The organism is Bartonella birtlesii IBS 325 (genome assembly GCF_000273375.1).
Taxonomy (GTDB): Bacteria; Pseudomonadota; Alphaproteobacteria; order Rhizobiales; family Rhizobiaceae; genus Bartonella; species Bartonella birtlesii.
The window spans coordinates 785,981-800,738 of record NZ_CM001557.1; the positions used below are offsets into that span (position 1 = coordinate 785,981).

Genomic DNA, 14,758 nt, shown 5'->3' on the forward strand with positions numbered 1-14,758 from the left:
AGGCTTAAAGTCACCGTATCTATAATTATAATTACACAAGGCTTGGGAGGTTTTTTTTATGCTGAACAAAGTATTAACACATCTTGATGAGAATATAGAAAAAAGCCTTGAGCGCCTTTTTTCTCTTTTACGTTTTCAATCGATTTCTACAGACTCGGCTTATAAGGATGAATGTCGTGAAGCAGCTGATTGGTTAGTAGAGGATTTAAAAACTATTGGTTTTGAGGCTTCACGGCGCGATACACCCGGTCATCCAATGGTTGTTGGGCATCATCCAGGTCCTTCAGATAATTGTTTACATGTATTGTTTTACGGACATTATGATGTTCAACCTGTTGATCCGTTGAGTTTATGGGAGGATGATCCGTTTACACCTTCTTTAAAAGAAAGAAACGGAGAGAAAGTTATCTGTGCTCGCGGTGCTTCAGATGACAAAGGTCAGTTGATGACTTTTATCGAAGCGTGCCGTGCATTTAAGAAAGAAACAGGGCAGCTTCCTGTTAAAGTTACTATTCTATGTGAGGGTGAAGAAGAATGTGCTTCTCCTTCTCTTATTCCTTTTTTGCAAGCAAATAAGGATGAGCTTAGGGCTGATTGCGCATTGGTTTGTGATACATCTATGTGGGATGCTGATACACCGTCTATTGCTCTTTCTCTTCGGGGAATTATGGCGGAAGAGATTATTATCACAGCAGCAAATCGTGATTTGCATTCTGGTTATTTTGGGGGAGTAGCAGCCAATCCTATTCGTATTTTAGCTAAAGTTTTGGCAGGACTTCATGACGAAAATAATAAGGTAACGCTTCCTGGTTTTTATGATGGAGTAGCAGAAACACCTCCACATATTTTACAATCATGGAACGAACTGAATTGTACTGCTGAAAATTTTCTTGGTCCTATAGGTCTTTCTGTTCCATCTGGTGAAAAAGGGCGAAGCATTTTAGAGCTCGTATGGGCACGTCCTACCATGGAAATTAATGGTATTAGTGGCGGCTATGAAGGGGAAGGAGTAAAAACGGTTATTGCTTCTCAAGCGAGTGCAAAAATGTCGTGTCGTTTAGTACATAAGCAAGATCCAGAAAAGATACGCCAAGCGCTTCGTGATTATGTACGTAGCTCAATTCCCGCTGATTGTACGGTTGAATTTAAAAATCACGGTTCTTCTCCAGCACTTCAACTGTCTGATGATTTATCTTTTATCCAGGCAGCAAAGGATGCTTTATCACAAGAGTGGGAAGTTCCTACTGTATTGACAGCCATGGGGGGATCCATTCCAATTGTTGCAGATTTTCGATCAATTCTTGGTATGGAAACTGTTTTGGTTGGCTTTGCACTGGCTGATGATCGTATTCATTCGCCTAATGAAAAATATAATCTAAAATCATTTCATAAAGGGCAACGGTCTTGGGCACGTATTCTTGCAACTTTAGCAAAAAAAGGAGGATAGATGACAGAAGTCCGCGTTCATCAAGGTGACCTACCAAACTTAGACAATTATAAAACTAATGCTGTTGCGATTGATACTGAAACTTTAGGGCTGCAACCATATCGTGATCGTTTATGTGTTGTTCAGCTTTCTCCTGGAGATGGTACGGCTGACATTATACAGATTGCTAAAGGACAAAAGAATGCTCCTAATTTGGTTAAGCTGCTTGAAGATAAGGCAATTACTAAAATATTTCATTTTGGGCGTTTTGATCTTGCTATTTTGGCACATACATTTTGCGTTATGCCAGATGTAGTTTTTTGTACGAAGATTGCTTCAAGACTCACCCGTACCTATACAGATCGCCATGGATTAAAGGAAATTTGCGGCGAATTGCTGAATGTGAATATTTCTAAACAGCAGCAATCTTCGGATTGGGCTGCTGAGACTTTATCACGTGCGCAAATTGAATATGCGGCATCAGATGTTTTATATTTGCATCGTTTAAAAGATATATTTGAAGAACGCTTAAAACGTGAAGAGCGCGAACATGTTGCAAGGGCATGTTTCCAATTTTTGCCTATGAGGGCCAAACTCGATCTTTTGGGATGGGGGGAGGTTGATATTTTTGCACATCATAGCTGACTTCAAGTTTTGTATAAAAATCTAGGTCAAAAAGAGTTATTTGAAGCAGGAAAACAAAATATCCATAACATATGGGTATTTTGTTTTCACTTGTTTTCATGAGAGTGTTTTATAATATTACTTTGAATAGCGATTCCGAATAACCTAGGTTTTTTCATTTTAAATTTGTTTATAATCAGTCAAAATCATTCACTTGTGTGTTTCAATGACAGGGCTAGTATGTAAAAAACTATGGAAAAAGAGTAAATATGTCCTTATAGACATGCTTCGTGTAAAGGTTATTACAACATCTTTTGTGCTAGCAAATAGAATGATAAAGCTAGTTCAATTTAATGAATTCTATTGCTTTTAAAGATCACACGATAAGAATATTTTATAAAATATGCGCTTTTTATATTTATAAAAACCGATTTTTGAGAAAAACAAACAGTTTTACAAGAAAATTTCTAATAATATTGTGGGTGATAGGTTAATTAAAGAATATGAATATTGTTACCTTTCAATTCAATATACTGATTTATAATAGTTTATCGTTTTCATATTTACTATCACCACAGTTGTATTAAGCAGTAGAAGATGAGAGTAGACTCTACTGAAGAAATGAATGCGTAAAGAGTTGTGTCATTGGTTTTATATCTAACGGTGTATTGTGTATTTATTTATTACAAAATAAATAGTTTCTATGGCAGCACGGTTTGGCAATTTCCATTTATTTTAAACACAAAGTGCTAAAAATTTCACTTTTACAAGTTAAAGAAATCATCTTTCTATGGAAAGATGCAATGAAGGCACTACATAAAGCCCATTATGGATATTATAAATGGAGAGAGATCTATGAATTTAAAATATTTTATTATAGCTTTTGCTATTTTTTTTCAGTTTCTGTGACGCAGGGAGCAAGTTTTTTGAGTGCTCAAAAATTAGGACATGAAGTATCTTCCGCTCTTTCTCCCGAGAGTTTTTTTTCTAAGAAACAGCTTAGCGATAATTTATCCAAAGTTTTTCAAACAAAGTTTTCTTCTTTCGCGGATATCCAACAAAAGGCAGTTGTTGAGTTGGTATCTGTATCATATCTAGGTAAAAAAAGAGGTCCAAAGCATAGAAAACCAAGACCACGGCCAAATTTATTTATGAGAGGTCCGATGAGTTATAAATAAGTAGAGAGGTGATGTTAAGATATATATTTTACAAGGTTTAGAGGGGAGCGGGACAAAGTAAAGGTTAAAGCAATGCTTATAGTTATAATGTTAGTTTCTAGCATCAAATCATTGCATATAGTTTGTAAGGGTTGAAGGGGAAATTTGTATTTTACGAAAAGGTTAATAATCAATGATATGTGTGTTTGTAGAAATTGGCAAAAAGAATAGCATTTGAATTTGACTAAAAATGTTTTGACATTAGCCTAGTTTATAAATTTTCGTTCAAATAACTTGAGGGGGAAGGGCTTTTTGTTTTTTTATTAAGTGTATCATTTTTACTACAGATATCCAAAATTTGGGCTCTATATGAAAATGGGTGTTCAAATATTCAGCTATGGAGAGAAATTATGAATATGAAATGGTTAATAACAGCTTCTGCCTTCGCTTTTGTTTCAGTTTCAGCAGCGCATGCAGCAGATGTTATTGTTCCTCCCAGTCCTACACCTGTTGCACCTGTTGTTGTTCCCTCAACTTTTTCTTGGACAGGTTTTTACATTGGTGGTCAGATTGGTGGTTTTTCAAGTAAAACAAAGATGGATATCCTCAATAACGGAAAAACTGTTCCGGTGCATGATGATTATTTGCCTAAACTATCTGGTTTCATGGGAGGCCTTTATGCAGGTTCTAATATTGATCTTGGTAATGGTCTTATTTTGGGTGTTGATACAGATATCATTTGGACTGATAAAAATGATACGAAGACAGTGCCAGCATATGAGATTGCTCCAAATCACGTAGATTATGTTAATAAGATGCTGAAAGACGCTGGTATTAGTATTGGCAATAATAAACTTGAAGCGGGTAAGTATACACGAACGCATAGTTTCACTTTTAAAGAAAAGTGGGCAGGTGCTACGCGAGTACGGATTGGTTTTGCTGCTGAGCGCATCATGCCTTATGTTGCTGGTGGTATTGCTTATACCCAACTTCAAGATATTGCGTCGATATCAATAACGGAGAAAGATACTGGTAAAGTAATCGCTTCTGGTAATTTATCTGATGAAACAAAGACATTTGTTGGTTACACCCTTGGTGCTGGTGTTGATTTCGCAATGACCAATAATGTCATAGTTCGTGCAGAATATCGTTATTCAGATTTTGGTAAAAAGAAATTCTCAAATGATAAGTATGAAACTTCTTACAAAACCAATGATTTCCGTGTTGGCGTTGCTTACAAATTTTAACTTATTGATAAGCTAAATCGCTAAGGAATTCCATTTTTGTTGGTACCTTAGTTATTTTATTGTGATTATATTATCACATTCCACATATTATTAACATATGTGGAATGGTGCTGTGCAATAATTTTGGTAAAAAGAAATTTATAACGACAAATGATAATTTCTGCAATAATATCAATTTATTACATGTATGTATAACGGACAATTTTCCTATAAAAAAAGCTATTATAGAGGTCTTGTTTCTAAACAGGACTTCTATTTTATATGACTGTGTTATTTTTACTACAGATTTTCTTCGCGTAAGTGTATAGCATTACCTCTATAAATGGATTAGGAGCAAAATTTATGAATATAAAATCTTTAATAACAACTTCTGTCATCGCTTTGATTTCAGCTTCTGCAGTGCAGGCTGCTGACGTTGTCATTCCTCATGAAGCTACACCAGTTATCACTGCCCCTGGCTTTTCTTGGACAGGTTTTTATATTGGTGGTCAGATTGGTGGTATTTCAAGTAAAATTGACCTAAAAGATAAAGATAAAGAAACTTCAGTTTTAAAAGACTTATCACCTAAACTTTCAGGTTTGATTGGCGGTTTTTATGCAGGATCTAACTTTGATCTTGGTAGCGGCATTATCTTGGGTATTGAAACAGATATGATCTGGTCTGGCAAAAAGGATATACGAACAGCCGCTAAAACTACAACTCCTCCAACAACTTCTACTAATGAAACAAATTCTGTAAAGAATCTAAATGTTAGAAACACAGGTAATAAGAATGGTAGTGGAGATCCTGTAGAGTTAGCAGAAGGCGTTGGTTTTAAACAGAAGTGGGCTGGTGCTACGCGAGTACGTGTTGGTTTTGCTGCTGCTGACCGCATTATGCCTTATGTTGCTGGGGGTGTTGCCTATACACAGCTAGAGGCCGCTTTTGGACAAGTGAAAGTAAATGATAAAGTTTTTTCTGCTGACGCATCTGATGAAATAGCAACAATGGTTGGTTTCACTGTTGGTGGCGGTATTGATTTTGCAATGACTGATAATGTTCTGTTGCGTGCAGAATACCGTTATTCAGATTACGGTAAAAAGAAATTTTTTGCAAAAGAAAAGAATATAATTTTAGAACCAATGATTTCCGTGTTGGTGTAGCTTACAAATTCTAATTTCATAAAAACGAAATTATTATTATAAAAGAAATTACTAAAAAGCTCCGTCTTTGGCGGGGCTTTTGCAGTTTTTCTTCTGCTATATTGTGGCATAATTGAACACTATTTTAATATTACAAACAGGGTTAAATATTAGTTTTGGTAACAATCACAAATAGTAATTTAATATTTGTATCAATGGGTTAAAGATAAATTTAATGTAAGCTCTCATGCTAAATGAAATAACTAACAAGCTCTATCCTCAACAATTTTTTCTGTTTATCATTTATTTAGGATTGCTCTTTTTATTTTAAGAAAAAAATAATCTGGTACCACTCGGACGCATACCAACTTTGCAGCTACTGACCGCTTCATGCTTTATATTACTAGTGGCATTGTTTAGCACAGATGTAAGGTATTTTTATGGTTTAGTACAAGATAGATTAGATTCAAAAGTGGCTTAGCTGTGTCTCCTGGAAAAACCATGACAATGATTACTTTCACGATTGGTGGTAGTGTTAATTTCACAATGACTGATGATGTTATTTTTCATGAAAAATACCGTTACTTAGATTTTAGTAAAAAGAAATTCGATAAGAGTGAAAACAAATTTAACTATAAAATCAATGACTTTCGTGTTGGTGTAGCTTACAAATTTCTAATTATTCTAAAAAAAACCTATTTGGATCACAATTAAATTGTTAAAAGACTTCACTAAGAGTGGAGTCTTTATTTTTTGTGAATGTGACATTTTTGCTACAGATATTTAAAAATAGATACACTATAAACAATTCGTTTTGGATATTTGGAGATATTTTATGAATACAAAATGTTTAATAACGGCATCTATTTTTTCTTTGATTTCAGCTTCAACAGTGCAGGCAGCTGATGTGATGGTTCCTCATCAACCTCATCAACCAACAACACCTGTTTCATCAGCTTTTGTAGCACCTACTTTTACATGGACAGGTTTTTACTTGGGTGGCCAAATCGGTGGTTTTTCGAGTAAATCTGATATGAGTATTGTTCATAAGCACAAAACTTTACCGCTGAGTAAAGATTTGTCACCTAAACTTTCAGGTTTTGAAGGTGGTCTTTATGCAGGCTCTAATATTGATTTGGGTGATAGCTTCGTTTTGGGTATCGATACGGATTTAATTTGGTCTGGGCAAAAACATACAAAAACTATCACTATCAGCGCGTCTGATAATGCTGCGTTAGAAAATGCAGTAGCGAGATCCGGTAGGTCAGCACGATCAGCATCGGCGAATCTATCAGGTGCAACGCAACCAACTTCTACGCACTCATCTTCTGAAAAATCAGCAGAAAAAGTGACATCAACGGTATCAACTCCAGCACCAACTCAAACAACACAATTAAAGGCACCCTCAACAGAGGCAAAGATACAAGTAGCAACAGCAGCCTCAGCAGCATCGGCAACACCGGCAACACCGGCAACACCGGCATCACCAGCAGCATCGGCATCACCAGCAGCATCGGCAACACCGGCATCACCAGCATCACCAGCATCACCAGCAGCATCGGCATCACCGGCATCAGTGCCAGTGAAATCTCCATTAGTACTAGGAAGATCGGGAGCAACAGAAACATTACCAGCACAACCAGTTGCATCGGGAATGCACTCAACCAGTGGAGCAAGAGGGGCTAGTGGTTATTCTGCGAGCGGTGCACAGGGTGTTCATTCGCAGAATGGTGCATCTCATGGAGTTCAGCGTGGCTCTGGTGCGCATTCGCATGGTACGAGCGCTCATCCACATGCTTTGGGTATTAATCCACATGGACCTCAATCCCATGGTGTTAATTCGCGTGGTGCACAGAAAGTGGTGGGACACGGTACACAAGAAACGAATCAGAACGGTTCTAATGTCTATGGTATAGAGCAAATAAAGGAAATGGTTTCTGAATTTGGCCTTGAAGATAGTGGTATTGTTGGAACTTTAAGTCATACTTTAAAGCAAAATTGGTCTGGTGCTACACGAGTGCGTGTCGGTTTTACTGCTGATCGTTTTATGCCTTATGTTGCTGGTGGTATTACTTATGCACAACTTCAAGACACTGTATCTGTATCGGTTAAGCAACACGATGGAACAGTTGTTGCTTCTAAGAACTTAACCGATGAAACAAAGACCATGGTTGGTTATACCCTTGGTGGCGGAGTTGATTTTGCGATGTTTGATAATGTTATTTTGCGTGCAGAATATCGTTATTCCGATTTTGGTAAAAAGAAATTCGCAAAGGAAAAACTTGAAATTAAATACAAAACCAATGATTTTCGTGTTGGTGTAGCTTATAAATTCTAATTTGTTTTAAGGATAAATTTTTACGAGGCTCTACCAAGAGTGGAGCCTTTATTTTTTGAGAAGATTATTTTTGTATTTCCTTTATTGATAGTTTCATGATAAAGCCTATGAAATGTGATGATATATCTTCTTGATCGCTGCTTAATACGAATGATAAGCTCGGCTTTCCCTATAGATTAAAAAAACCAGAGTTGCAGGGTTCAGGGAAGTTATGCAAAAATGAAATCGTAAAAGTGGACAGGAATATTTCACAATGGCTGTGAAAAATGAAACAATAGATTACTCGAAAACTCTTTATCTACCACAAACAAATTTTCCTATGCGTGCGGGGTTACCGCAAAAAGAGCTTGAATTGATGGCACGGTGGGAAGATATGGGGCTTTATACGCAATTACGCCAACAAGCAAAAGATCGCCCACTTTACATTCTTCATGATGGACCACCTTACGCAAATGGACATATCCACATTGGGCATGCGTTAAACAAAGTTTTAAAAGATGTGATTGTTCGTTCATTCCAAATGCGTGGTTTTAACGCAAACTATGTACCTGGTTGGGATTGCCATGGGCTTCCAATTGAATGGAAGATCGAAGAAAAATATCGTGCGCAAGGGAAAAATAAAGATGATGTACCCCTCAACGAATTTCGTCAAGAATGCCGTGAATTTGCACAACATTGGATAACTGTTCAAAGTGAAGAATTTAAACGCCTTGGCGTTGTTGGTGATTTTAACTCGCCCTATACCACAATGGCTTTTCATGCAGAAGCACGCATTGCTAGTGAATTGATGAAATTTGCTATGTCAGATCAGATTTATCGTGGTTCAAAGCCTGTGATGTGGTCTGTTGTGGAGCGCACGGCTTTGGCAGAGGCGGAGATCGAATATCATGATCATGAATCAGAGGTCATATGGGTTAAGTTTCCTATTTTTGAAACAGATTCTAGCGATTTGTATGGTGCTTATGTTGTGATTTGGACAACGACTCCGTGGACAATTCCTGGTAACCGTGCGGTTAGTTATTCTTCACAGATTTCTTACGGTGTTTACGAAGTTGAAAGAGCAGAAAATGATTTTGGTCCTCAAGCTGGAGAAAAACTTCTCTTTGCTGATGCATTGGCCATGAGCTGTGCAGAAAAAGCAAAACTCGTTTTGAAGCGTTTACGTGTTATTTCTAATGATGAGCTTAAAAGGCTTTTTCTTTCTCATCCACTCAAAGGTTTAGCTGGAGGTTATAATTATAAGATTGCGCTACTTGATGGTTCGCACGTAACAGAGAATGCTGGTACCGGTTTTGTCCATACAGCACCTAGCCATGGTCGTGAGGATTTTGAAATTTGGAATGCTTATAAGCCTCTATTGGAGCAGGCTGGTATTGATTCGTCTATACCTTTTCCTGTTGATGATGCTGGTTTTTATACGAAGGATGTCCCTGGTTTTGGACCGGATCGTAAAGAGGGGCCCGTACGTGTTATTGATGATCATGGAAAAATGGGTGATGCCAATAAAGAAGTGATTAACGCTTTAATTAAAGCGGATCGATTGTTTGCACGCGGTCGTTTAAAACATTCCTATCCTCACAGTTGGCGTTCAAAAAAGCCTGTTATTTTCCGTAATACGCCGCAATGGTTTATTTCAATGGATAAAAATTTTGGAGATGGTTCAACTTTACGTAGTCGTGCTTTGGAAGCTATTTCGATGACGCGTTTTGTTCCTTCTTCTGGTCAAAACCGTTTGGCTTCTATGGTAGCAGATCGTCCTGATTGGGTTCTTTCGCGTCAGCGCGCTTGGGGTGTTCCAATTTGTATTTTTGCCAATGAGGATGGTGTTGTTCTGAAAGATGAGCGAGTGAATGAGCGTATTTTGCAAGCTTTTGAAAAAGAAGGGGCGGATGCGTGGTTTACTGAGGGAGCACGTGAACGTTTTCTAGGTGAGCGTGCACATGAGTCTTGGGAACAGGTCCGTGATATTCTTGATGTTTGGTTTGATTCTGGAGCGAGCCATAGTTTTGTACTAGAGGATCGAGCTGATTTAAAATGGCCTGCCGATGTTTATTTTGAAGGATCTGATCAACATCGTGGGTGGTTCCAGTCTTCTCTTTTGGAAAGTTGTGGTACGCGCGCTTGTTCTCCTTATAAGGCGGTAATCACGCACGGTTTTACTTTGGATGAGAAAGGCAAGAAAATGTCTAAGTCCTTAGGAAACACGGTTGTTCCGCAAGAAATCATTAAAACATCTGGTGCTGATATTTTTCGTCTCTGGGTGATGACAACGGATTATTGGGAAGATCAGCGTCTAGGCAAAAAAATTCTTCAAACAAATGTAGATTCATATCGTAAATTGCGTAATGCAATTCGTTGGATGCTTGGAACTTTAGCGCATGATGAAGGAGAAGAAATCTCTTATTGTACATTACCAGATCTTGAAAAATTTATATTGCATCGACTTTTTGAACTCGATCATTTGGTTAATCGCGCCTATGACGAGTTTGATTTTAAAAAAATTATGCGTGCATTGTTGGATTTTTCGATTATTGAGTTATCAGCATTTTATTTTGATATCCGCAAAGATTCTCTTTATTGCGATGCACCTTCATCAAAAAAACGTAAAGCTTCTTTGCAGGTTGTCCGTGAGGTTTTTGAGCACATGGTGACATGGCTTGCTCCAATGTTACCTTTTACGATGGAAGAAGCTTGGTTAGAGCGTTACCCAAAAAGTCAATCGGTGCATTTGGAACAGTTTCGCTCTACACGAGAGGAGTGGCAGAATGAATCTTTGGCTGAACGTTGGAAAAAAGTTCGTCAGGTTCGCAAAGTTGTGACGGGTGCTTTAGAGCTTGAACGAGCGGACAAGCGTATTGGATCATCTTTAGAAGCAGCACCTATTGTCTTTATTTCTAATCCAACTTTACTGGAAGCATTAGGGAATCTAGATATGGCGGAAATTTGTATCACCAGTGCTCTAACAATTAAACAGGATGCACCGCCTAAGGATGCTTTTACCCTGAGTGATGTTGAAGGCGTTGGTGTGTATCCTAGGAAGGCGTTAGGGCAAAAATGTGCGAGGTCATGGCGTTATACACAAGATGTTGGTAGTGATCCAGCTTATCCTGATGTATCTGCTCGCGATGCGGCTGCTTTGCGTGAATTACAGATGTTTGGAAAACTTTGATATTTTACGTTAAAAGGGGAAGTGTAACTTTATAAAGAGCATTGTTGCGGTTTAAATTCTGTCATTGATACGTATAATTTTTTATGATAATAAAGGAATCCATTGTTTTTCGTGGGGGTGAGTTTATATGTAGAACAGATCTCCAATAAATACGGGAAGATCGGGGAGCCATATACTTAGGGAAATGGGATAAGCAGTGAAAAGGTATGAAGTAAAAATATTACCGGTAAGCATTTTGGGTATATGCTTTGTGTTAACAGGATGTGGTATGCCCGCTCCCACCTATGGTACAGGTAAACCGGTTTCATTACAGTTCTTTGAAGATGTTGCCAATATTGCTTCGCTAACATCGACAAATGATAATAGTCATCTTGTCATGAAACCTCACCCAAAGCTTGTGATACCGAGGTTCGGTTCACGCTTAGTTTTGCCATTACCGCAACAGGACACAGCAGCATCAAAGCAATATGCTGGTAGCGGTGAAGTTTCTGTTTTTCCAAAAAAACAATCATCAGTTAACGAGTATACCAATACTACTGATTCAGAAAATATTTCACGGTTGAGTGCAAAGCAACGGCAGGAATATTTACGTCGCCGGAGTGCAAGAGTCGGCAGTGCAAAGTATCGTCGCTATCTTACTGAGCCACCTTTGAGTTATCGTCAACCAGCAAAGATTGCACCTGTTGGTAAAGTTAGTAAACCTGTTGGTAAAGTTAGTAAATAAGAGTAAGGACGAAGCATTAAAGAGTGTGAGAGGAAAAGTATTCTAAAAATGGATTCTTGTAGAAAAGAAGGGCTATGAACCTTCTTTAGAATTCTCAGTTATTCAAAGATAGGTATTGTAGATAAGAAGAAGATTTTTTTAATACCGCTTTTGTGCAAAAAAATCTTTAAGCAGTTGAGCAGCTTCTTTTTCCTTAAAACCAGAATAGATCTCAGGTCGGTGATGGCAAGTTGGCTGCTGGTAAAATCGTGGGCCGTGTTCAATCGCGCCTCCTTTTGGGTCGCTGGTTGCATAGTAGAGACGCCGTATGCGTGCAAATGAAATGGCTGCTGCACACATAGCACAAGGTTCAAGGGTTACATATAGGTCACAATCAAGAAGTCTTTCACTTTGGAATGTTTCGCAGGCCATACGGATTACGCGCATTTCTGCATGTCCTGTAGGATCACATCCGGCTTTTGTGTAGTTACCAGCGCGTGCAACGATTGTTTTTCCATGTGTGATAACGGCACCTACGGGGATTTCATCTTTTTTTTTGCCCATTGCGCTTCTAAAAGGGCTATTTCCATGGGAGTCAAAGTCATAGTGTTCTTTCTATTGAAGTGTAGAGGGTAAAAAATTCTCTATCGGGAGGAGTACTGTAAAATGGGTGAGTTATGACTCTTTTATAATGAAGAGACATTATTTTTAAATGTTTAAAACTAACTTGCAAGTAATCTAATACATTATTGCTGTTAAAGGATAGAAAATGATAAATGATTGTGTTACTCCCTCTTTTCAAGATAAGCAGTATGATGCAGGGTGATGATTTTCTGAACGTACAGGAATAGGTTGGTGTAAAAAGCAAATGAATGAAAACAATGAGAGTGAGCGGATTGCCAAAAGGTTAGCACGTGCTGGTGTTGCTTCGCGTCGTGATGCAGAAATGATGATTTTTGCAGGTCGTATTGTTGTTAATGGTGAAGTTGTGACGACGCCTGCTTTTAATGTTACCCGCTCTGATGTTATTAAGGTTGATGGCAAGCCTTTGTCTCCTACGGAACGAACGCGATTATGGCTTTATCACAAGCCAGTGGGACTTGTCACCACTAACCGTGATCCTGAAGGTAGACCAACAGTTTTTAGCAATTTGCCGAAAGAAATGCCTCGTGTTCTTTCTGTGGGCAGGCTTGATATTAACACGGAAGGGCTTTTGCTGTTAACCAATGACGGTGGTTTAGCCCGTGTCTTAGAACTTCCTGTAACAGGATGGGTGCGAAAATATCGGGTTCGTGCTCATGGAAGAGTCAAACAGAGTGCACTTGATAGTCTTAAAAATGGCATCGCGATTGATGGTATTTTTTATGGTTCAATTGAAGCATCGATTGAACGTGAACAGGGGTCAAATCTATGGCTTTCTGTAGCTTTGCGTGAAGGAAAAAATCGTGAAATAAAGAAGGTTCTTGGTGCATTAGGATTATCGGTAAATCGTTTAATTCGTGTATCTTATGGTCCATTTCAGCTTTCTGATTTAGAAGAAGGAGCCGTTCGTGAGATAAAAGGTCGGACGTTACGTGAGCAATTGGGTGAGCGTTTAATTATGCAAGCGAATGCAGATTTTGATGCTCCTATTCTTAAGTCATTTCCAAATTCTGCGGTTGTTGTAGTAAAACCAAGAGATAAAGATCTTGCTACTACCAATGATGGTTGGTTTTTTTCGAGTGGGAAAAATGTACAGCGCAGGAGTAGCAGCTCTGTTAAGCACTCTCAATCACGATTGGGCACAAAATCTGATGAGAAATTTATGCGTAAGGATGAGAGAAATGAAGGAAAAGCAGAGCAGCGTTTTTTGCCTCGTTCGCGTCGCGCTAATGTTTGGATGGCTCCTGGTGCACGTCCACAGAGTGCACGTAAGAAGTCTTTCTATAGTGAGGAATCCTCTCATAATCATAAAAGCAATTTAGTCGGCAAGGGATTTTTTCATAAAGGTAAGGAAAAGTTACCAGAAGTTCAGTTGCACAAAGAGAAGGATATTCGTTTTGACCAAAAACGTGGTAAAAAATCTTATGGTGAAGCGCGTGTTGTTGGCAAGAAAGAGCATCTATTAAAGAAAGAAGAAAAGGTTGTAAAAGGCAATTACGATGAGCGTTCTTTTGAGAGTAAGCGAAAAGCTAAATCATTTGATGGTCCTGCCATGAAAAAATCTAAAGCGTATAGCGGTGATGCAAAAACAACAAAGCGATTTAGAGGACCACGTGCGAATCGTCGGCGGTAAATTTGCTGGGCGTGTTTTGTTTGCGCCTGTGGGTCAATCAATTCGCCCAACTAGTGATCGTACGCGTGAAAGCCTTTTCAATATTCTTGCGAGCCGAGAAGAACAATTTTGGACAAACAAACGTATTCTTGATCTTTTTGCAGGTACTGGTGCTTTAGGCATAGAGGCTTTATCTCGTGGTGCAAAAGCGGCTGTTTTTGTTGAAAATTCAGTTGAGGGGCGTGGACTGCTTCAAAAAAATATTGAAGCTTTTGAATTGCAGTCAATTGGGCGGATCTTGCGTCGTGATGCGACAAAACTAGGCGATATTGGGACAATGCTTCCATTTGATATTATTTGCGCAGATCCTCCTTATGGCTATTGTTTAGGTGAGCGTGCTTTTGTTGCGGCTGTGAGAGGAGGGTGGGCAAAAGCTGATACACTCTTTGTACTTGAAGAAAAGAAGGAAGCAATGATTCATTTACCTGATATATTTTATCTAGATGATGAGCGTTTTTATGGTGAGACAGCAATACGTTTTTATAAACTGCGATCATAGTTTTAAACTTGTGAAAATTTTCGTTTTTATCCGATAGAATGAGAAAAATTATTCTGTACATCTTTTTACATTGCACTTTTCTTATGGGGCGGTTGTTTTTTAGCCAATGAAAGATGTGGAAAGCTTTTATACTACTATTTTTGCATAACTACTGTACAA

General features: G+C 38.4%; 10 protein-coding genes and 2 pseudogenes. 11 read left to right on the top strand and 1 reads right to left on the bottom strand.

What is annotated here, in order from left to right; translation table 11 throughout:
* Positions 1 to 58 precede the first annotated feature (58 nt).
* The 9 genes and pseudogenes from QWU_RS03835 to QWU_RS03875 all read left to right on the top strand — a co-directional run bounded on the left by QWU_RS03835 (position 59) and on the right by QWU_RS03875 (position 11,807).
* A complete protein-coding gene (locus tag QWU_RS03835; RefSeq protein ID WP_006589045.1) occupies positions 59 to 1,447 on the top strand; it encodes a M20/M25/M40 family metallo-hydrolase in 1,389 nt (462 codons plus the stop codon).
* Positions 1,448 to 2,071, top strand: coding sequence for a ribonuclease D (locus QWU_RS03840; RefSeq protein ID WP_006589046.1), 624 nt, complete (start codon positions 1,448 to 1,450; stop codon positions 2,069 to 2,071).
* A gap of 695 nt (positions 2,072 to 2,766) precedes the next feature.
* On the top strand, positions 2,767 to 3,228 hold the full coding sequence (locus QWU_RS03845) for a hypothetical protein (RefSeq protein WP_050980782.1): 462 nt from the start codon (positions 2,767 to 2,769) through the stop codon (positions 3,226 to 3,228).
* Between the two features lie 389 nt (positions 3,229 to 3,617).
* Positions 3,618 to 4,454: an outer membrane protein gene (locus QWU_RS03850; protein WP_006589048.1), complete on the top strand. Its 837-nt coding sequence runs from the start codon at positions 3,618 to 3,620 to the stop codon at positions 4,452 to 4,454.
* A gap of 342 nt (positions 4,455 to 4,796) precedes the next feature.
* Positions 4,797 to 5,611, top strand: a pseudogene (locus QWU_RS09040) (outer membrane beta-barrel protein).
* A 466-nt stretch (positions 5,612 to 6,077) separates the two neighbouring features.
* Positions 6,078 to 6,290: an outer membrane protein gene (locus QWU_RS09545; RefSeq protein ID WP_006589050.1), complete on the top strand. Its 213-nt coding sequence runs from the start codon at positions 6,078 to 6,080 to the stop codon at positions 6,288 to 6,290.
* 121 nt (positions 6,291 to 6,411) lie between these two features.
* On the top strand, positions 6,412 to 7,914 hold the full coding sequence (locus QWU_RS03865) for an outer membrane protein (protein WP_017196232.1): 1,503 nt from the start codon (positions 6,412 to 6,414) through the stop codon (positions 7,912 to 7,914).
* A 253-nt stretch (positions 7,915 to 8,167) separates the two neighbouring features.
* Positions 8,168 to 11,083 (top strand): isoleucine--tRNA ligase, encoded by a 2,916-nt coding sequence (gene ileS, locus QWU_RS03870; RefSeq protein ID WP_017196233.1) that lies wholly within the window; start codon positions 8,168 to 8,170, stop codon positions 11,081 to 11,083.
* Positions 11,084 to 11,279: 196 nt separating this feature from the next.
* Complete coding sequence (locus QWU_RS03875; protein ID WP_026017291.1) at positions 11,280 to 11,807, top strand: hypothetical protein; 528 nt, start codon at positions 11,280 to 11,282, stop codon at positions 11,805 to 11,807.
* Between the two features lie 138 nt (positions 11,808 to 11,945).
* Here QWU_RS03875 and QWU_RS09050 read toward each other — a convergent pair.
* Positions 11,946 to 12,391 (bottom strand): annotated as a pseudogene (locus QWU_RS09050) (nucleoside deaminase).
* 263 nt (positions 12,392 to 12,654) lie between these two features.
* On the opposite strand from QWU_RS09050, the gene QWU_RS03885 reads away from it, so the two are divergent.
* Together QWU_RS03885 and rsmD are read left to right on the top strand one after the other, a co-directional pair.
* Complete coding sequence (locus QWU_RS03885; protein ID WP_017196236.1) at positions 12,655 to 14,061, top strand: pseudouridine synthase; 1,407 nt, start codon at positions 12,655 to 12,657, stop codon at positions 14,059 to 14,061.
* Positions 14,042 to 14,599: a 16S rRNA (guanine(966)-N(2))-methyltransferase RsmD gene (gene rsmD / locus QWU_RS03890; RefSeq protein WP_017196237.1), complete on the top strand. Its 558-nt coding sequence runs from the start codon at positions 14,042 to 14,044 to the stop codon at positions 14,597 to 14,599. Before QWU_RS03885 ends, rsmD begins: the two co-directional genes overlap by 20 nt.
* The last annotated feature ends 159 nt before the right edge of the window (positions 14,600 to 14,758 follow it).